Here is a 19559-nt window from a genome sequence, read left to right as displayed (position 1 = left end):
CCGACATGGCGTCAGTGCTGGCTGGTCACCGGCTGATCCGCGGGGGCGGGTCGTCGCTCAACCGACGCCGTCGAGCGACCAGCGCCCAAGCGCCCGCAGCAGCCACGATCACTCCCAACGTGGCCAGACCTCGGGCCGTCGCCCCATCGTCACCCTCGCCTGCCGGCTCGGCGACCGCCGTCGTGGTCGACCCAGGAACGTCGGGCACGTCCGCCGTCGCCGATTCGAAACCCACCGGGGGTACGTCTGCCGTAAGCGCCGCAACCAGGTCGATGACGCCGTAGCCGTACTCGTCGTCGCGCCCTGGCGGCCCTTTGTCGACGGCGGTGGCAGTGAGGCGATGGACGACCTCCGAGGCGGGCAGGTCGGGAAACTTCGATCGGACCAGAGCAGCGGCCCCTGCGACTATCGCTGTGGCACTGGACGTGCCGGTGCCTTTGGAGTACTTCCCGTCGTAACTGGTGCTGTAGATGTCGACTGCCGGTGCGGTTATGTCTACGGCGGGTCCTGTGACCGATACCGCTGCGAGGTTTCCGTCCCTATCAATGCCGCCTACTGCTATAACGCCCTCTTCTGACGCGGGATAGCCGACGCTGATGTCAAAGGGATTATTGCCGGCGGCTGCCACAATCACAATATCTACTTGGATGGCGTTCTCGATGGCCTGTTGCAGCCGTTGGCTGGCGCCAGCCACTGCGGAAATGCTTATCACGTCGGCGCCGTGAAGGGTGGCCCATTCGATGCTGGCAGCTAGATCTTCGGTGTCTCCCTTTCCATCTATTTGTCGTGCACGTATAGGTAGAATCTGAGCCTCTGGCGCGATGCCAAGCGCTCCCACGCCTGTGGCCTGCCCGTGAGCGGCGATCAGTCCAGCCATGGCTGTCCCATGACTGTCGTCGTCTTTGCGGCCGTCTCCATCCCCTGAAACATCGGTTCCGGGCAGCAGGTTCTTTTGAAGGTCAGGATGTGGGTCCACGCCAGTGTCGGGAACGGCGACAATAATTCTTTTCCCTCGGGTGATCTGCTGAGCTTCTTCTGCTTTCAAAAAGCGCAGGTGCCACTGGTCGCCCCTGATCTGACTTGCGCCATCTTGTGCGTAGTCTGCGGTTACCCGTTCAAGAGGGGGTGTGGCTGCAGTGCAGAGGGTTGCCAGTGCGAAGCTGGCTGAGATGTAGCGATTCACCGATCAAAGCCGATGGCTGGGCCAGGGTCTATGGGTTCATCGTTATCTGTGGGTCGAACCACAGGAGGTACTCCATTAATGGTCTCCCACGGGTGATCTGGATCCCAGAGGTGTCGACCTTCCTCGCGCTTTTCCTGGCTTCCATGCCGAGTGGGCGTTGCTCCAAACCCGGGAGCACCACCGGTAGGAGCTAATCCGTGTACATTGCCTATAAGGCTACTGCGCCCGCCTCCGGGCCTAGAGCCAGCGGCTCCCGTTGGACTTGTGCCAGCGCCCCCGCCTCCGATGACGCCACCGACCGGGTTGATCCTGCGAGATGAGGTGGCTCCCCCAGGCTGCCCAAACCCTGCTCCCGGCACGCCACCGATAAGGCCGTTAGGGGGCAGCGGTCGATTCGGATTAGAAACTGTACTGCCGCTGGCACCGCCGGCGATCGACCGCGTTGGAGGGACGGACTGCCCGGGAGGGTTATTGAATGCGCCGGGACGGCTGGGAGGGATAGGGGTCAGAGGGCCGGACGATGGTGCTCCAATATTGTGTGATCCGCCGGTCGACGCGGTCGATGTTCCCCCAGGCATGGCCTGGTGTGAGGGGGCGTTCGCTCCACCCAGTACAGGGCCTACGCCTTGAGGCGTTGGAATTGGGGAAGGTGCTTTGCTGGTCTCTCCGCGAGAGGAATTTGTCAGACTTGATGATGAAATCGGAACCGGCATGATGAGTGGGATTATGGGCGCATCGCCGGCGTAAGCGTCTGGGTTGTCGGGCTGTCGTGGTGCCTTGGGTGAAGGAGGGGGTTGGCGGAGCATTGCTTGGGCCTGTTGGAGTTCGCCGCTCAACCCGTACATCAGGTTTCGGGCCTGGGCGTTGAGTCGCTCCAGGTCGGCGTCAGTCACCGGCTTGTCCGGCAGCCGGCTGCCCATCAGCGCCTTCGGATCGGCGGTCGTCGCCTCGTACGCCCGCTTCTGCTGGAGTTTCTCCACGTACTGGTCGTGTAGCGGCTTGAGTTCGGTGCGGGCGCTGCTGATCGCTCGGGTGGCGGCCGCGAGGGCGTCGTAGTTCGCGGCAGCCGCGTCGTGGGTGCGTTGCACCTTGTCGATCAGGTCGTCCAGTTCGCCGAGGTACGCCCGGGCGGCGGCGTTGGTCGCCGGTGGCCACGCCTCGGCCAGGCCGCGCCGGTACTCCTCGAGGCGGCCCAGGTGGGCCTGCGCGAGGTCGCAAACCTTGCGCCAGCCGGCGACCTGCTTCCAGTGCCCGGCGGTCTCGTGGTCCTGGATGCACGCCCACATGCTCAGCAGGTCCATCAGCCGCCAGTCGGTGAGGCCGGACGTCCGGCCGCTGCCCCGCTCGATCATGGCAGCACCACCCGCCCCGGCCCGCCGTCCGGGCTGGTCGGGTCGGGCAGAGCCGGCGTGGGGCGGCCCTGTCCCGCCGCGCCCGGGTTGGCGAGGGCCCGCTCCACGTCGGAGACGCGAGCGGCGGAGAAGGCGTCGGAGTCGGCGTACTGCGCGGCGATCCGGCCGGCTGCCGTGGCCAGGTGGCCGGTGGCCCCACCGACGGACCAGACCATCGTGGCGGTGGCCTGCTGGGTCTCGTTGTGCGCCTTGAGGAACTGCACCAGTTCGACGAAGGCGTCGGCGGGGTTGGGGATCTGTGCCTTCATGTCGTCCGCGATGTACGACAGATGCGGTGCGTAGTTCCGCTCGACCTCCGCCTGGAGCTTGTCGGCGAACTCGCGCATCTGGCGGATGTCGGCCTCGATGCTGCCGTAGCCGCTCAACCAGGGTGCTGGTCGGTCCTCCTCGGGAATCATCGACCCTCCCTATCCGTCACGGCATCGTCTCCCTGAGTGAGGTTAACGGGTGTCGCTGACCTCCGGGAGCCCCCGCCGCCACCCGCCTCGGCGGCAGGCCACACTGGCACATGCCGGCGAGTGCGTCAGCGGGGCAGACCGGAGGCGCGCCAGGCTCCCGGGCGGGCGGCGAGCGCCGTAGCGCCGGGCCGACCGCTGCGTGCCCAGGCCGACGGCGCGGCGGGCGCGTGAGCGGCGGCGGAGCGGGTCCGGGCGACGATGACGCCGACCAGCGCGGCCAGTTCCTCGGCGGTCGGAACGCCCCGGGTCACCCGGAACAGCGGCTCTTCGGCAGACATGCCGTTCAGCGTACGCGTCGCGAACTTGACCTTCGTCGCACAGTGGCGTGCCGGCGGTGTGCGGCGGGCCGCCGCCGGGTACCGTCTCCACCGATGTCGAACGCGCTTCCCCAACTCGTTGCCGACCGGTACCGGCTGATCTCGCCGCTCGGTCAGGGTGGCATGGGTCGGGTATGGAAGGCGCGCGACGAGGTGCTGCACCGGGATGTGGCGATCAAGGAACTGGTCCCGCCGCCCAGCCTCACCCCGGAGGAGCGCCGCGAGATGCGGGAACGCTCGCTGCGGGAGGCCCGTGCCATCGCGCGACTCAACCACGTCAACGTGGTCCGCATCTTCGACGTTCTGCGCACCGACGGTGACCCGTGGATCGTCATGGAGTACGTGGCGTCGAAGTCCCTTCAGGACACTCTCGCGGAGGACGGGCCGGTGTCGCCGGCCAAGGCGGTCGAGATCGGCCTGGGGGTGCTCGGCGCGCTGAAGGCGGCGCACAAGGCCGGCGTCATGCACCGGGACATCAAGCCGGGCAACGTGCTGCTCGGCACCGACGGCCGGGTGGTGCTGACCGATTTCGGCCTGGCGACCATCCCCGGTGACCCGAACGTGACGCGGACCGGAATGGTGCTGGGCTCCCCGGCGTACATCGCCCCGGAGCGGGCGCGGGACGGCACCGCCGGCCCGGAGGCGGACCTCTGGTCGCTGGGCGCGACGCTCTACGCGGCGGTGGAGGGCAAGTCGCCGTACGCCCGACCGTCGGCGATCGCCACCCTGGCGGCGCTGGCCACCGAGCCGATGCCGCCGCCGAGGAACGCCGGCCCGTTGAAGCCGGTGCTGAACGGGCTGCTCCGCAAGGACCCGGCCGAGCGGATCGACGCCGAGGTGGCCGAGCGGCTGCTGCGGCGGGCCGCCGGGCGTCGCGCCAAGACCATCTCGCTGCTCGACGGCGTACGCCGGCCGGGGCCGAACGGCCCGCGCGAGCCGCGACCGCCGGTGGTGCCCGCGCCGCGCCCCGCCGAACAGCGCACCGGCCGGCCGGCGGCCCCGCCCGCACCGCGTACCCCGGAAGGTGGTCTTGCCGCCGGTGGCGCGGCGGCGGCCGGCGTGGGCGGCGGCGACGCGACCGCGAAGGTCCCGGCGGGGGTGGACGCCGCGCCGACCGCGAAGGTCGACCTGCCGAGCGCCGACGCCGATCCGACCGCGAAGGTCACCGACTTCGGCCCGCAGGCGGCCGATACCACCGCGAAGATCCCCGCCCCCGACGCCGCGACCAGCGCCGACGAGGATGCGGGCACGCCGGCCGGAGAAAGCGACGGGCCGCCGGCGGACCGGGCCGCCGAGGCAGCGGACGAAGGGGCCGACGGGGTCCCGGCCGCCGGCCGGGCCGACGACACCCGGGTCGATCCGGGCGCGGCCGCGCCCGTTTCGCCGCCCGCCCCGGCCCGCGAGCCCGCGGCCGCGCCCCGCGAGCAGGCCGCACCGACGTCGGTGCTGCCGGCCGCCGCCGGCCCGGCACTCTCGTCGACGGGCCGGGCCACCGTCGTCGGGGGCACGAAGCCCGAACGTCGCCGCCGCGGCCTGCTGGTCGGCGCGCTCGTCGCGGTGCTGCTGATCGGCCTGCTGGCGGCGGTGCCGCTGCTCGGCCGCAGCGGTGACGACGACCCGGGGCCCGGCGGCGACCCGCAGGCGGGCGTGTCGACGTCGACGCCGTCGGCCGCACCGGCGACCAGCAGCGCGGTTCCGCCCAGCCCGACGCCGTCTGCCAGCCCGTCCGTGGACCCGAACGCCTTGCCGGAGGGTTGGCTCCTGCACAAGGACCCGGCGGGTTTCTCGCTGCCCCTGCCGAAGGGCTGGGTGCGGCGCAGCGTGGGGCAGAACACGATCGTCTTCGACGAGCGCGACGGGGTGGGCGAGCTGCTGGTGCAGTGGACCAGCACCCCGGAGGGCGACGCCTACGCCGACTGGAAAGAGAAGGAACCGGCCCGGAAGAACTACGTCAACGGCTACCAGTATCTGAGCATCAAGCGCTGCGACTACTACAAGACGTGCGCGGACTGGGAGTGGTTGGAAAATCGGGACGGCACTCGGATCCACGTCCGCAACCGGGGCTTCGTCACCGCCAGCAACCGGGGGTACGCCCTCCGCTGGGAGGTGGCGAACAAGGACTGGCAGGCGCGGCTGGCCGACTTCGACCGGATCGCCAAGGGCTTCAAGCCGGACCGGGTCGACTGAGCGCCCGGCCGGGGCCGTCCATTGCCGACTCGGCCCGCTGAGCAGGCGATTCCCGCCGCTGCGATGTCGATTCGCATGTACTTGCGTCGAACGGGGTATCTGATCCCGGACGATGCGAGGAGGTGCGACATGGGACACCGACGCAGGGACGCTCGACCCAGGCTGGCACTGTGGATGCTCGTCGCGTTCGGCGACGTGGTGCTGCTGCTGGTCAGCGCGGGTCTTCCGGTGCTGTTCGCGCTGTTCGGTGTCGTGGCCGGCGCCGTCGCCGGCGTGGCCGCCTGGCGGATGGCACGGCGGGCCACGCCGGACCGGCAGGACCGGATGCCGGCGCGGCCCGCGACACGGGCCGGGTGAGGGCTGGCGGCAGCAGGACCGGCCGCCGACCGTACGGTCGCAATCGGTTCCGCTGCCGCCAACCACCTACCCGGGCGTTCGGGTCAGGTGTTGTTCGCCAGCGCGATCAGCCGGGCGCGGTCGCCGTTCCAGTTGTTGCGGTCGACGTCGCCGCTGATCCCGGAGACGCTGCCGGAGGCCGTGTACTGCCAGAAGCTCCAGACCGAAGCGCCGGCCGGCAGGGTGCCCGGGGTGCTCGACCAGCGGGCGAGCCACAGCGGGTGGTTGGCCCACGGCCCGGTCCAGCTACCGGTGCACTGGTTCCACCAGCTCGTGGTGGTGTAGATGACCGCGTACCGGCCGGTGCGGGCCTTGTACATGTTCAGGAAGTCCTGGATCCAGCTACGCATTCCGGACGTGCTGAGGCCGTAGCACGTGCCGCCGCTGTACGGGTTGGCCTCGACGTCCAGCGCGGCCGGCAGGGTGCGACTGTCCGCCGACCAGGCGCCGCCGTTGCTGGCCAGGTAGTTGGCCTGGGTGGCGCCGGAGGAGATGTTCGGCCGGGCGAAGTGGTACGCCCCCCGGATCACTCCGGCGTTGTAGGAGTTGACGTAGTTGGCGTTGAAGTTGGGGTCCTTGTAGCTCGTACCCTCGGTGGCCTTGATGAACGCGAACTGGATGCCCGCGTTGCGGACGCTCGTCCAGTTGATCGATCCCTGGTAGTGGGAGACGTCGATGCCGGGGGTGGTGGCGGCCGCCGCCGGGCCGGCGGTGGCGACGAGGGTCGCGGCAGCGGTGGCGAGGCTGGCCAGGCCGGCGGCGAGCAGCCGGCGCAGGGCGGTTCGGGTACGGGTCACGGATGCCTCCAGGATCGCTGAAGAATTGACAGCCATCTTTGAAGAAATCCGCCTGGAAGGCAAGAGTGACCGAAAATGCCTGTCGCCCGGACCGGCGGCCACGGCGGGCACGCCCGACCCGGCGCATTCCTCCATGATGGACATCCGGCTGGTCCGCTGCCAGGCTGGTGCCGCCCTGACGCGGCTGCACCGAGGAGAGCGATGACGACCCCCCTGCCCCGTCCGATCGACGCCGTCCTGTTCGACTTCTCCGGCACGCTGTTCGCCGTGGAACTGCCGCAGCGTTGGCTGCGGGCGGCGGCGGCCACCGTCGGCGTCCAACTCGACCCGGCGCAGCAGGAGGCCCTGACCGGGTTGCTGTTGGCGGCCGGCCGTCCCGGCGGGCCGGAGCCGCACGCCGTCCCGCCGGGGCTCGCCGACACGTACGCCCGCCGGGACCTCTCGCCCGAAACGCACCGCAGCGCGTACGTGGGCCTGCTCTCCACCGTCGACCTGCCCCATCCCGGCCTCGCCGAGGCGCTCTACGACCGGCTGTTCCGCACGGACGGCTGGCTGCCCTACCGCGACGCCGCCCCGGTCCTGGCGGAGCTGCGCCGGCGCGGCGTGGGCACCGCCGTGGTCAGCAACATCGCCTGGGACCTGCGGCCCACCTTCGCGGCGTACGGGATGGCGGAGCTGGTGGACGCCTACGTCTTCTCCCACGAGGTGGGGGCGGTCAAGCCCGACCCCCGGATCTTCCGCACCGCCTGCGACGAGCTGAAGGTCGCCCCGGAGCGGGCGCTGATGGTGGGCGACACCCTAACCGACGGTGGGGCGGTGCACGCCGGCCTGCAGACCCTGCTGCTGCCGGCCAGCCCGCCGGACACCGTGCACGGCCTGGCCGCCGTGCTCGAACTGGTCGGCGGCGAACCGGCCGGGCCCGCGTTTCCGGAAATGACGGACGCATAGAGATCAACCGATCACACCTCAGTGGCCCATAAGTAGGGAAATCACGAGTGATCCTTCGGTACGTTCACGAAGAGCCCAGTCCACCGTGACCCCTGGAGTGCTCGTGAACCAGCGACCCGTCTCGGTCCCATCCTTTCGAGGGCGTTCGTGAAGGCGCTGGTCCTGGCGGGAGGGGTGGGATCGAGATTGCGTCCGATCACCCACACGTCCGCCAAACAACTCATTCCCGTGGCCAACAAGCCGGTGCTGTTCTACGGGCTCGAGGCTATTCGTGAGGGCGGTATCGAGGAGGTGGGCATCGTCGTCGGCAGCACCGCGCCCGAAATTCAGCGCGTGGTCGGCGATGGTTCCCAGTTCGGCCTCCAGGTGACCTACCTTCCGCAGGAGGCTCCCCGGGGGCTGGCGCACGCCGTGCTCATCTCCCGCGACTACCTCGGCGACGACGACTTCGTCATGTACCTCGGCGACAACTTCATCGTCGGCGGGATCAAGGACATCGTCGAGCGCTTCCGGCAGGAGCGACCGCACGCGCAGATCATGCTGACCCGGGTCGCCGACCCGCACGCCTTCGGTGTCGCCGAGATGGGCGCGGACGGCCGGGTGATCGGGGTGGAGGAGAAGCCCGAGCACCCCAAGAGCGACCTGGCCCTGGTCGGGGTCTACGTCTTCAGCCCGGTGGTCCACGATGCCGTGGCCGAGCTGAAGCCGTCCTGGCGCAACGAGCTGGAGATCACCGACGCGGTGCAGTGGATGATCGACCGCGGCCACCGGGTCGACTCCACCATGATCACGGGCTACTGGAAGGACACCGGGAACCTCGCCGACATGCTGGAGATGAACCGGTTCGTCCTCGGCAGCGTCGAGCCCCTGGTCGAGGGCAAGGTCGACGACCGCACCGAACTGATCGGCCCGGTGGTGATCAGCGCCGGCGCCGACGTCAGCGGCTCCCGGATCGTCGGCCCGGTGGTGGTCGGAGCCGGCTCGATCATCCGCAACTCCTACCTCGGCCCGTACACCTCGATCGACTGCGACTGCACCCTGCTGGAGACCGAGATCGAGCACTCCATCGTGCTGCGCGGCGCCTACATCGAGGGCATCGGCCGCATCGAGTTCTCGATGATCGGCCGGGAGGCGCGGGTGGTCCCCGGGCCCCGGGTGCCCAAGACGCACCGGTTCGTCCTCGGCGATCACAGCGAAGTCCGGGTGGGGGTCTGATGCGTCGCGTCCTGGTCACCGGCGGTGCCGGTTTCATCGGCTCGCAGTACGTCCGCGACCTGACCACCGGTGCCTACCCCGACACGGCGCAGGCCCGGGTGACGGTGCTGGACAAGCTGACGTACGCGGGCAACTTCGCCAACCTCGAACCGGTCCAGGACCGGATCACCTTCGTCCAGGGCGACGTCTGCGACACGGCGCTGCTGGCCGAGGTGCTGCCCGGGCACGACGTGGTGGTCAACTTCGCCGCCGAGTCGCACGTCGACCGGTCCATCGCCGACTCGGCGGAGTTCGTCCGCACCAACGTGCAGGGCGTCCAGGCGCTCATGCAGGCGTGTCTCGACGCCGGGGTCGCCCGGGTGGTCCAGGTCTCCACCGACGAGGTCTACGGCAGCATCGACGAGGGTTCCTGGGCCGAGGACACCCCTCTGGCGCCGAACTCCCCGTACGCGGCGGCGAAGGCCGGCGGGGACCTGATCGCCCTGGCCTACGCCCGCACCCACGGGCTGCCGGTCTGCCTCACCCGGTGCGGCAACAACTACGGGCCGTACCAGTTTCCGGAGAAGCTGATCCCGCTGTTCGTCACCGAGCTGTTGAACGGGCGACGGGTGCCGCTGTACGGCGACGGCGGGAACGTCCGCGACTGGATCCACGTGACGGACCACTGCCGGGGCATCCAGACCGTCGTCGACCGCGGTGTCCCCGGCGAGGTCTACCACATCGCCGGCACGGCTGAGCTGTCCAACATGGAGCTGACCGGGCGGCTGCTGGACGCCCTGGGGGCCGGGTGGGACCGGGTCGAGCGGGTGCCGGACCGCAAGGGCCACGACCGCCGCTACTCGCTGACGGACGCGAAACTGCGGGCGCTCGGCTACCGGCCCGAGGTCGCCTTCGCCGACGGCCTGGCCGAGACGATCGACTGGTACCGGACGCACCGGGACTGGTGGGAGCCGCTGAAGCAGCAGGCCGACCGGTCGCCGGTGCCCTGAGGCGAGCGCCGCCCCACGGGGGGCGGCGCTTCGCCGACGAAGGGCGCGCCGCAGATCGCCCGCTCGGTCAACCCTTTCCGGATCTATTGACGAAGGAGCCCCGGATGGTTCGTTGTCTGGTGACTGGTGGTGCCGGATTCATCGGCTCGCACCTGGTGGAGTCATTGGTCAGGAATGGGCACCGGGTCACCGTTCTGGACGACCTCAGCGGCGGCAGCCGGCAGCGGGTTCCGGCCGGGGTGGACCTGGCCGTCGGTTCGGTGACCGACGTGGACTTCGTCGATTCACTGTTCGCCGATAACCGATTCGAGCGGGTCTTCCACTTCGCCGCCTTCGCGGCGGAGGCGATCAGCCATTCGGTGAAGCAGCTCAACTACGGCACCAATGTGATGGGCAGCATAAATCTGATCAACGCGTCGCTGCGTGCCGGCGTGCGGTTCTTCTGCTTCGCCTCCTCCGTGGCGGTCTACGGCCACGGCGAGACGCCGATGCGCGAGTCCGTCGTCCCCGTCCCGGCGGACAGCTACGGCCTGGCCAAGTACCTGGTCGAGCGCGAGCTGGAGGTGACGATGCGGACCCAGGGGCTGCCCTTCACCGCCTTCCGCATGCACAACGTCTACGGCGAGTGGCAGAACATGCGGGACCCGTACCGCAACGCGGTCGCCATCTTCTTCAACCAGATCCTGCGAGGCGAGCCGATCACCGTGTACGGCGACGGCGGCCAGGTCCGCGCGTTCACGTACGTCGGTGACGTGGTGAACGTGGTCAGCCGCGCCGCCGAGACCGAGGCCGCGTGGGGGCGGGTGTTCAACGTGGGCTCGTCGAGCACCAACACCGTGCTGGAGCTGGCCCAGGCGGTACGGTCGGCGGCCGGCGTGCCGGAGCATCCGATCGCTCACCTGCCGTCGCGGGACGAGGTGCGAACCGCGTACACCACGACGGAGCTGGCCCGATCGGTCTTCGGCGACTGGACGGACACCCCGCTGGCCGAGGGGCTGGCCCGCACCGCCAAGTGGGCGGCCGACGCCGGGCCGGCGGAACTCCAGTCGTCCTTCGATATCGAGATCGGCGGGGACCGGATTCCGGAATGGGCCCGGCTGGTCAACGAAAGGCTCAGCACGGCGAGCCGCTGAATATGATGAAAACACTAGTCCGCAACCGCAGTGGCATCGCTAGGCTTTGATCCCATGGACCGTGAAGAGATTCGTCGCCGCGTCGCCGCGCTCGAGCCGTGGGTGAATGGATTCGAGCACGACGGAGTGCGTTACGCCGAGGGCTCCCAGCACGGTTATCTGCTGAGCCAGTCCCCGGCCGACCGGGCCGCGAAGTTCTTCGGTGCGTTTCCCGACGCGCGGCGGATCCTCGAACTCGGCGCACTGGAGGGCGCGGACACGCTCGCCCTCGCCCGGCACCCCGGCACGACGGTGCTTGCCCTGGAGGGCCGTCCGGAGAACCTGCGCCGCGCGGAGCTGGTGATGGAGGTCAACGGCATCACCAACGTGGAGCTGCGGGTCGCCGACGTGGAGCGGATCGACTTCACCGAGCTGGGCGAGTTCGACGCCGTCCTCTGCGCGGGCCTGCTCTACCACGTGCGCGAGCCGTGGACCCTGCTGAAGGACATCGCGGGCGTCGCGGCGGGAATCTACCTCTCCACCCACTACTGGGGCGGCGTGGGCGACCTGCAACCGATCGACGGCTACACGGTCAAGCAGGTCCGCGAGGAGCACCCCGAGCCGCAGGCCCGGGGACTCAGCGTCGACGTGCGCTGGCTCGACCGGGAGTCCCTGTTCGCCGCCCTGCACAACGCCGGCTTCGCCGAGGTGGAGGTGCTGCACGAGCGCCGGTCGCCGGAGGTGTGCGACATCATCGCCGTCGGCCGCCGCACCGGCACGCGCCGACCGACCGAAGGGGTGAGCCTCCGATGACCACCATGTCGCGGGAGCGCGAGGCCGTGGCCAGCCGGTTCCGCAGCGACGGGATCGCGCACGTCGGGCCGGTGCTCGACCCCGAGGTGCTGGCCCAGCTCAAGGTCGGCGCGGTGGGCCTGATCGACCGGTTCGCCGGTCCGGCGCGGGCCAACGCCGACTACTGGAACTACGAGGTCGAGGGCGCGGAGCCGGTGCTGTACCGGATCCACAACCTCGAAAAGCAGGACTGGCCGCAGGGCGAGTTGCTGCACCGGCCGGAGATCGCCGCGGTGGCCGTCGACGTCCTCGGCACCCCGGTCGTGCCCACCGCCTTCGCGCTGGTGCTCAAGGAGCCACTGCGGGCGGCCGGTGTGCCGTGGCACCGGGATCGGGTCAACGTCCCCCCGCACGCGGTCTGCAACATCAGCATCTGCCTGGACACCGCCGGGCCGGAGAACGGCTGTCTGGAGGGCGTGCCCGGCTCCCACCTGCTGCCCGACGACGCCGACGTCACGGCCGTGCGCGACGCCGGGCCGCGGGTGCCGGTCCCCTCGCGGGAGGGGGACTTCATCGTCCACGACGTACGGCTGGTGCACGGCTCCGGGCCGAACCCCTCCGACCAGTGGCGGCGCACCATCGTGATCGAGTTCGCCGATCCCGCGCGGGAGCTGCCGGTCCTGACCTCCTGACCGTCCGGCCGCGATCCCCAACCTCCCCTCGGCAGGCCACAGAGAGGCTGCGATGAAGGTTCTGTTCACCGTGTCCAACTGGGCCGGGCACTACATGTGCATGGTGCCGCTGGCCTGGGCGCTGCGGGCGGCCGGCCACGACGTCAAGGTAGCCTGCTCGCCGTCCCAGGTCCGGGGCGTGGCCGCGGCGGGCATGATGCCCGTCTCGGTGCTCGACGGACCCGACATGATGGAGAGCGCCCGGCTGGGCTTCTACGTCCAGGCCCTCTACACCCCGCAGCACATGGTGGAGCAACCGCTGCCGTTGAACCCCTTCACGGGCCGGCCGATGGACTCGCTCGCCGACTTCGACACCGACCTGCTCGCCGACTACTGGAAGCGCACGGTCACCGCGGTCCAGCGCAGCTACGACAACGCGGTCGACTACGCCGCCCACTACCGGCCCGACCTGGTGGTCCACGACATCATGGCCGTGGAGGGCGCGCTGGTCGCCGAGCTGCACCACATTCCCAGCGTCTACTTCTCGCCCGGGTTCATCGGCACCATCGAGACCGAGCCCGGGCTCGACCTGGTCTCCGGCGACCCGGTGACCGAGTTCCGCAAGTACGGCGTCGAGTGGAGCCGGCACCAGATCCGGTACGCCATCGACCCGTCGCCCGACGTGGCAATCCCGCCGATGGGCGACGCGCTGCGGATCCCGATCCGCTACCAGCCCTACAACGGCTCCCAGGACGTGGACCCCTGGCTGCTCGGTCCGCGCCGGGGCAAGCGGGTCTGCGTGGTGTGGGGCAACTCCGCCACGGGCGTGTTCGGCGCGCAGGTGCCGGCGCTGCGGCACGCCGTCGACGCCGCCGCCCAGCGGGGCGTGGAGGTCGTGATCACCGCCGCCTCCTCCGAGGTGGAGGGGCTGGGCGCGCTGCCGCCGAACGTGCGGGTGCTCAGCAACTGCCCGCTGGAGCTCATCCTCCCCGACTGCGACTTGCTGGTGCACCACGGCAGCGCCAACTGCTACATGAACGGGCTCGCCATGGGCGTGCCGCAGTTGTCGCTGGCGCTCAACTACGACGCCCTGATCTACGGGCGGCGGCTCGACCCGCAGGGCGCGACGAAGACGCTGCCCGGCCTGAAGGCGTCCCGCGAGGAGGTCGAGGAGGCCCTCGGCTCCGTCCTCTACGACCACCGATTCCGGGTGGCGGCGCAGCGGATGCGGGAGTCCGTCACCACCGGGCCGACCGCCGTCCAGGTGGCCGAACTCCTCGCCCGGCTGGCCGACACCGGCGCGCTGAGCCCCGAGGACGTCGCCGAGTTCGCCCGGCGTCCGTGACACCGCCCGCCCAGTCTTCCGCAGCCGCCCGCCCAGTTGTCCCCGCAGAGCCCGACAAGACCGCGAGTGAGGTCCGATGAACGACGCGAAGCAGGCGACGCCGCCGCCGCAGGACGCCCCCCGGGGCTGTCCGCTGCGGAGCACCGGCGACCTCAACTACGTCTGGGAGTGGAACACGCCGGAGGAGATGCAGATGCAGCTCGCCGGCTACCAGCCGCGCGAGGAGTACCTCCAGGACCGTGTCGACAAGGTCGCCCTGGTCGTCGAGCAGCTCGGGCTCGGCCCGGAGTCGGAGATCTTCGAGATCGGCAGCGGCGAGGGCATCATGGCGGCCGGGCTCGCCGACCGGGTGCGCGCCGTGCTCTGCGCCGACGTCAGCCGATCCTTCCTCGACAAGGCGCGCGCCACCTGCGAGGGCCGGGAGAACGTCTCCTACCACCACATCGAGAACGACTTCCTGGAGAAGCTGCCGACCGCCGCGTTCGACGCCGGGTTCTCCCTGAACGTGTTCATCCACCTCAACGTCTTCGAGGTCTTCCTCTACTTCCGTCAGATCCGGCGGATCCTGCGGCCCGGCGGGCTGTTCTGCTTCAACTTCCTGGACCTCGGCGACAACACGCGCGGCTTCTTCCACACCTACGCCGAGCGGTACCGCGACGCGAACCCCGTGGAGTTCAAGGGGTTTCTGAACTGGCACGGCGTGGAGTTGATGACCGGCATCGCCGCCGAGGCCGGGCTGACGCCGCTCACCGACAAGATGATCAATCACGACGGCGTGGTGTTCCTGACGCTGCGCAGCGACGGGGAGCCGGCGGCGTGACGGCCGGCCGACGGGCGTGGGTGGGGCACCGGGCGGGAGGACGCCGTGCGGCAGCGCTGCATCGGTGAGCGGGGGCCGCTGGTATCGGCGCTCGGCCTGGGCACCTGGGCGCTCGGCGGCCAGTGGGGCCGGCGGATCGAACCAGGCGTGCAGGCCGTCCGCCGGGCCTTCGACCTGGGCGTCACCCTCTTCGACACCTCCCGGGCGTACGGCGGCGGGGCCGCCGAGGCGGCCCTGGCCCGCGGGCTGGCCGACCTGTTGCCCGCGCACCGGGGCGAGATCGTGATCGCCACGGCCGGCGGGCTGGAGACCCGGCCCGGCGTGCGACGGCACAAGCTCGACCCGCCCGGACGGACGGTGCGCAACAGCGACCCCGCGTTCCTCCGGGACGAGCTGCTGGCCAGCCTGCGTCAGCTCGGCACGGACCACGTCGACGTGTACTCCGTGCACTGGCCCGACCCGACCATCCCGCTCGCGGAGACCGCCGAGGTGCTGGCGGGGTTCGTGCGCGAGGGCCTGGCCCGCCGTGTCGGCTTCGCCAACGTGACGGCGGGCGACCTGGCCGAGCTGGTGCCGACCGGGCTGCTGGACGTCGTCCAGGTGCCGTTCAACCTGCTCGACCGTGGTGCCGAGAAGGATGTGCTGCCCCGCTGCCAGTCCGCCGGCGTCGGGGTGCTGGGCGGCTCCGCGCTCGCCCACGGGCTGCTCACCGGCGCGCTGCACCGCGACCAGGCATTCGCCCCCGAGGACTGGCGGGCCTACTCGCACGCCTTCCGGGGTGAGGACTACGCCCAGCTGCTCGACGTGGTCGACGGCCTCGCCGCCTTCGCCGCCGAGCGTGGGCACACCGTCGCGCAGGTGGCACTGGCCTGGGCGCTGCACCACCCGGCCGGGGTGGTGCCGGTGTTCGGCGCGCAGTCGCCCGGAGTCGTCGAGGAGAACGTCCGCGCCGCCGGCCTGGAGCTGTCCGAGATCGAGCTGCGGGAGCTGGAACTCCTGGTCCGTACCGCGCCGTCGGTCGGCTCCGGGGCCGGACCGGCGAGCCGGACCGAGGAGCGTGACGATGTCCACTGAGCTTTCCGCGACCGACGCGGCCGGCGCGCTGTCGATGAACGACTGGTACGACCAGCTCACCGTGACGCTGATCGAGCAGATCTGCGAACCGGACGCCAACACCGTGGACATCGGGGCCGGCGCCGGCGACATCCTGCGTCACCTGCTGCGGGTCGCCCCCCGTGGCCGGCACGTGGCCGTCGAGGCGCTGCCGTCGTACGCCGAGGGGCTACGCCGGGACTTCCCCGGCGTGACGGTGGTGGCCGCCGCCGCCGCCGAGCGCACCGGCCGGGACAGCTTCGTCCACGTGGTCTCCAACCCCGGCTACAGCGGGCTGCGCCAGCGTCCCTACGACCGCCCGGACGAGACCCTGCGGGAGCTGACGGTCGACACCGTGCGCCTGGACGACGTGCTCCCCGGCGACCGCCGGATCGACCTGGTCAAGGTGGACACCGAGGGCGGCGAGGTGCTCGCCCTGCGCGGTGCCGTGGAGCTGCTCCGCCGCTGGCGGCCGGTGATCGTCTTCGAGCACGGCGGCGACCACGCCATGCGGGAGTACGGCACCACCAGCGCCGACCTGTGGGCGCTGCTCGTGACCGAGCTGGGTTACGAGCTGCGTACCCTGCCCGGGCACCGCGCCGGGCAGCCGGCGCTGGACCGGGCGGGGTTCGCCGACGCGCTGCGGGAGCACTGGTACTTCGTCGCCGACCGACCGAGCCCGGGCCCGGCCGGCGGCTCCGGGCAGCACGAACCGTCCGCCTGGCAGAAGGGAACCGAACCATGAGCGCGACTGTGGACGTCCGCACCGAGCAGACCGTCCCCGAGTGCCACATCCACGAGACCGGGCTGCTTCCGGAGCACCTGACCGCCTTCCGCCGGCAGGGCGCGCTGATCCTGCGCGGGCTGCTGGACCCCGACGAGCTGCGGTCCGTGCAGGCGGCGGCCGACGAGCTGATCGACGACGCCTGGCGCACCCGGACGATGACCGACACCATCTGGACGCTGGAACCGCACGAGCCGGACGCGGCGCCGGTGCGGATCGAGTACGTGGTCGACAAGTCCCCGGTGGTCGCCCGGCTCGCCGGCCACCCCCGGCTGCTGCGGGCGATGGAGGACCTGGTCGGCCCCAACCTCATCCCCACCTGGGACAGCATGGTCTTCAAGACCGAGGCGGGGGCGCCCCGGCTGCCCTGGCACCGCGACGGCGGCCTCTACCCGGAGAACGCGGTCGGCATCACCGGCGCCGGCCGGGTGATCGACGTCGGCATCTACCTTGACCCGGCCCCGGAGGACAACTGCGTCTGGTGCATCCCGCAGTCGAACTACTGGGACACCGACCGGGCGAACGAGACCACCACCCGGATGAACGCCACCGAGTGGGACACCACCGGGGCGGTGCCGGCGGTGATGAACCCGGGCGACGTGATGCTGCACAACATCCTGATGCTGCACGCCGCGCCGGCGGTGACCGGCAAGCGGCGCCGGGTCATCTACTTCGAGTACCGGCCCGCCGAGGTCGAGCTGGACCTCGGCCCGCACGTGCCGGAGTACATCGGGCTCAAGCAGCAGGTGCTGCTCTCCTGCCTGGCGCAGCGGCGGGCGGCACCGGAGCACGCCGGCGAGCAGCCCTTCGAGTACCGGCCCGCCGCGTCGCTGCGGCGCTGGGAGGGCCTGCCGGAGCCGACGACCATGCGGTACCCGCACGAGGAGTACTGGCGTTGGTGACCCTGCTGCGGCGCGTACCCGGGCTTGGTCCCCTGCTGACCGGTGCCGGCACCGCCCCCACCGGCCCGTCGCTGGACGAGTTGATGGCCGAACGGTTCCGGGAGCGGGTCGAGCCCCGGCCCGGGGACTGGGCATACGCCCACTTCTTGGACCTGCGCGACGCGCTGGCGGAGGCGGTCCGGGACGCCACGGGGGTCTGGCTCGACTACGGCGCGGGCACCTCGCCATACCGGGGCCTGTTCCGCTCCGCCGAGTTGCAGACCGCCGACATCCCGGGCGGTGAGTCCCTGCCGGCCGACCACGCCCTCGACCGGGACGGGCGCTGCCCGGTGCCGGACGGGACGTTCGACGGGGTGCTCTCCACCCAGGTGCTCGAACACGTCTCGGACGCGGACGCGTACCTGCGGGAGGCGTACCGGCTGCTGCGCCCGGGCGGCCGGCTGGTGCTCTCCACCCACGGGGTGTGGGAGGAGCACGGCGGCCAGGACCTGTGGCGGTGGACCGCCGACGGGCTGGCCCGCCAGGCCGAGTGGGCCGGCTTCACCGTCGACCGCACCGTCAAGCTGACCTGCGGGCCGCGCGGCCTGTTGCTGCTGCTGCGCTGGTACGGCCGCGAGCACGGCTGGCCGTCCGGCGGCCCGGTGGGCCTGGCCCTGCGCGCCCTGTGGCTGGTGGACCGGCTGCGGCCCCGCGCGCTCGACGAGTACCTCGACCGGGCGTTCCGGCATCTCGGCCGCAGCGAGGGCCCCGACCAGCCCTTCTACCTGGACATCCTGCTGGTCGCCAGCAAACCGCACGACGGGGCGCCTGGTCCCGCACACCGGCACGAGACGAGGAGGGCCTGACGTGAGCCAGTTAAAGGCGGCCGGCGAGGAGTTGGTGTCGGAGGTGGTCGAGCGGACCACCTGTCGGGTGTGTGGCGGGACCCTGCGTACGGTCCTCGACCTCGGTGCCCAGTACCTACAGGGCAGCTTCGTGAAGCCCGGCGTGTCGGACCCGCCCAGGGTGCGCTTGCCCCTGGAGCTGACCCGGTGCGCGGAACGCGACGGCGGTGACCCGTGCGGCCTGGTGCAGTTGCGGCACACCCTGCCGGGTGGGCTGCTCTACGACACCTACTGGTACCGCTCGCGGATCAACGACACGATGCGCCGGCATCTCGCCGACGTCGTGGACGCGGCGGTCGAGGTGTTGGGGGAGCGGCCCGGCAAGGTGCTCGACATCGGCTGCAACGACGGCACCCTGCTGGGCAACCTGACCGACGCGCAGCGGTGGGGCATCGACCCCTCCAGCGCCGCCGACGACGCGCCCGACGACTTCAATCTGATCCGCGACTTCTTTCCCAGCCCCGGGCTGGTCCCGCACGCGGGCAGCTTCGACCTGGTCACGTCGATTGCGATGTTCTACGACGTCGAGGACCCGGTGGAGTTCGCCCGTCAGGTCGAGGCGCTGCTCGCCCCGGGCGGGGTCTGGGTGGTCGAGGTCGCCTACCTGCCGGCGATGCTGGAGATCGCCGGCTACGACAGCATCTGCCACGAGCACCTGTCCTACTACTCGCTGGCCACGCTGAGCCGCATTCTGGGCGCGGCGGGCCTGGAGATCGTCCGGGCCAGCCTCAACGGGGTGAACGGCGGCTCGATCTGCTGCGTGGTCACCCGGGCCGGTGAGGCGGGCGGCCGGGCCGACGGTTCGGTCAGAGCACTCGCCGACCGGGAGCTGACGCTGGGGCTGGACGGCGACGCCCCGTACCAGCGCTTCGCCGAGCAGGTGCGCCAGCACCGTGACGAGGTGAGCGCCCTGCTGCGCGAGCTGCGGGGCCAGGGCCGAACGGTGCACGTCTACGGCGCCTCGACGAAGGGCAACACCCTCCTGCAGTTCTGCGGCATCGACCGCGAGCTCATCCGGTACGCCGCGGAGCGCAATCCGGACAAGGTGGGCGCGCGCACCCTCGGCACGGACATCGAAATCATCAGCGAGCAGGAGTCGCGGGCGGCCCGCCCGGACTTCTACCTGGTCCTGCCCTGGCACTTCCGGGACGAGATCGTCGCCCGGGAGGCGGAGATGCTGGCCAGCGGCACCCGGTTGATCTTTCCGCTGCCCCGGGTCGAGACGGTCGGCCGACCGGGATGACACCGCCCCCAC

20 protein-coding genes are annotated in these 19559 nt (G+C 70.8%); 16 read left to right on the top strand and 4 right to left on the bottom strand.

The window, feature by feature from the left end:
* Positions 1-25 precede the first annotated feature (25 nt).
* From mycP to E1258_RS00355, 3 genes are all read right to left on the bottom strand, one after another.
* Positions 26-1075, bottom strand: a complete 1050-nt coding sequence (gene mycP / locus E1258_RS00370) for a type VII secretion-associated serine protease mycosin (protein WP_243715081.1) — start codon at positions 1073-1075, stop codon at positions 26-28.
* 1456 nt (positions 1076-2531) lie between these two features.
* Complete coding sequence (locus E1258_RS00360; RefSeq protein WP_132395680.1) at positions 2532-2993, bottom strand: hypothetical protein; 462 nt, start codon at positions 2991-2993, stop codon at positions 2532-2534.
* A gap of 125 nt (positions 2994-3118) precedes the next feature.
* Entirely contained in the window at positions 3119-3331 is a 213-nt protein-coding gene (locus E1258_RS00355) for an acyl-CoA carboxylase subunit epsilon (protein WP_132395678.1), read from the bottom strand.
* A gap of 93 nt (positions 3332-3424) precedes the next feature.
* Here E1258_RS00355 and E1258_RS00350 point away from each other — a divergent pair, with 93 nt between their 5' ends.
* Positions 3425-5557, top strand: a complete 2133-nt coding sequence (locus E1258_RS00350) for a serine/threonine-protein kinase (protein ID WP_132395676.1) — start codon at positions 3425-3427, stop codon at positions 5555-5557.
* Positions 5558-5686: 129 nt separating this feature from the next.
* Positions 5687-5914, top strand: a complete 228-nt coding sequence (locus E1258_RS00345) for a hypothetical protein (RefSeq protein ID WP_132395674.1) — start codon at positions 5687-5689, stop codon at positions 5912-5914.
* An 83-nt stretch (positions 5915-5997) separates the two neighbouring features.
* On the opposite strand, the gene E1258_RS00340 is transcribed toward E1258_RS00345, so the two are convergent.
* Positions 5998-6750: a GH25 family lysozyme gene (locus E1258_RS00340; RefSeq protein WP_132395672.1), complete on the bottom strand. Its 753-nt coding sequence runs from the start codon at positions 6748-6750 to the stop codon at positions 5998-6000.
* Between the two features lie 25 nt (positions 6751-6775).
* On the opposite strand from E1258_RS00340, the gene E1258_RS32965 reads away from it, so the two are divergent.
* The 14 genes from E1258_RS32965 to E1258_RS00275 all read left to right on the top strand — a co-directional run bounded on the left by E1258_RS32965 (position 6776) and on the right by E1258_RS00275 (position 19547).
* Positions 6776-6955, top strand: a complete 180-nt coding sequence (locus tag E1258_RS32965) for a hypothetical protein (RefSeq protein ID WP_165949583.1) — start codon at positions 6776-6778, stop codon at positions 6953-6955.
* Positions 6952-7698 (top strand): HAD family hydrolase, encoded by a 747-nt coding sequence (locus E1258_RS00335; protein ID WP_132395670.1) that lies wholly within the window; start codon positions 6952-6954, stop codon positions 7696-7698. The genes E1258_RS32965 and E1258_RS00335 overlap by 4 nt, the downstream gene beginning before the upstream one ends.
* 147 nt (positions 7699-7845) lie before the next feature.
* Positions 7846-8913 (top strand): glucose-1-phosphate thymidylyltransferase, encoded by a 1068-nt coding sequence (locus tag E1258_RS00330; protein ID WP_007074573.1) that lies wholly within the window; start codon positions 7846-7848, stop codon positions 8911-8913.
* Positions 8913-9902 carry a dTDP-glucose 4,6-dehydratase gene (gene rfbB, locus E1258_RS00325; protein WP_132395668.1) on the top strand — a complete coding sequence of 330 codons (990 nt, stop codon included), beginning with the start codon at positions 8913-8915 and terminating at the stop codon, positions 9900-9902. Before E1258_RS00330 ends, rfbB begins: the two co-directional genes overlap by 1 nt.
* 104 nt (positions 9903-10006) lie before the next feature.
* Positions 10007-11035: an NAD(P)-dependent oxidoreductase gene (locus tag E1258_RS00320; protein ID WP_132395666.1), complete on the top strand. Its 1029-nt coding sequence runs from the start codon at positions 10007-10009 to the stop codon at positions 11033-11035.
* 54 nt (positions 11036-11089) lie between these two features.
* Entirely contained in the window at positions 11090-11827 is a 738-nt protein-coding gene (locus tag E1258_RS00315; protein ID WP_007074576.1) for a bifunctional 2-polyprenyl-6-hydroxyphenol methylase/3-demethylubiquinol 3-O-methyltransferase UbiG, read from the top strand.
* On the top strand, positions 11824-12498 hold the full coding sequence (locus E1258_RS00310; RefSeq protein WP_132395664.1) for a phytanoyl-CoA dioxygenase family protein: 675 nt from the start codon (positions 11824-11826) through the stop codon (positions 12496-12498). The genes E1258_RS00315 and E1258_RS00310 overlap by 4 nt, the downstream gene beginning before the upstream one ends.
* A gap of 52 nt (positions 12499-12550) precedes the next feature.
* On the top strand, positions 12551-13822 hold the full coding sequence (locus E1258_RS00305) for a nucleotide disphospho-sugar-binding domain-containing protein (protein WP_132395662.1): 1272 nt from the start codon (positions 12551-12553) through the stop codon (positions 13820-13822).
* A 76-nt stretch (positions 13823-13898) separates the two neighbouring features.
* A complete protein-coding gene (locus E1258_RS00300) occupies positions 13899-14642 on the top strand; it encodes a class I SAM-dependent methyltransferase (protein WP_132395660.1) in 744 nt (247 codons plus the stop codon).
* 45 nt (positions 14643-14687) lie between these two features.
* Positions 14688-15716 carry an aldo/keto reductase gene (locus E1258_RS00295; protein ID WP_132395658.1) on the top strand — a complete coding sequence of 343 codons (1029 nt, stop codon included), beginning with the start codon at positions 14688-14690 and terminating at the stop codon, positions 15714-15716.
* The gene (locus tag E1258_RS00290) at positions 15706-16479 is read left to right on the top strand and encodes an FkbM family methyltransferase (protein ID WP_243715079.1); all 774 of its coding nucleotides are present in this window, start codon (positions 15706-15708) and stop codon (positions 16477-16479) included. The genes E1258_RS00295 and E1258_RS00290 overlap by 11 nt, the downstream gene beginning before the upstream one ends.
* On the top strand, positions 16476-17420 hold the full coding sequence (locus tag E1258_RS00285) for a phytanoyl-CoA dioxygenase family protein (protein WP_132395656.1): 945 nt from the start codon (positions 16476-16478) through the stop codon (positions 17418-17420). Before E1258_RS00290 ends, E1258_RS00285 begins: the two co-directional genes overlap by 4 nt.
* Positions 17417-18265, top strand: coding sequence for a class I SAM-dependent methyltransferase (locus E1258_RS00280; protein WP_243715077.1), 849 nt, complete (start codon positions 17417-17419; stop codon positions 18263-18265). Before E1258_RS00285 ends, E1258_RS00280 begins: the two co-directional genes overlap by 4 nt.
* Position 18266: 1 nt before the next feature.
* A complete protein-coding gene (locus E1258_RS00275) occupies positions 18267-19547 on the top strand; it encodes a class I SAM-dependent methyltransferase (protein WP_132395654.1) in 1281 nt (426 codons plus the stop codon).
* Positions 19548-19559: the final 12 nt, after the last annotated feature.

It is taken from the genome of Micromonospora sp. KC207 (assembly GCF_004348615.1).
Taxonomy (GTDB): Bacteria; Actinomycetota; Actinomycetes; order Mycobacteriales; family Micromonosporaceae; genus Micromonospora.
This window is presented reverse-complemented; position numbering and strand designations above follow the sequence as displayed.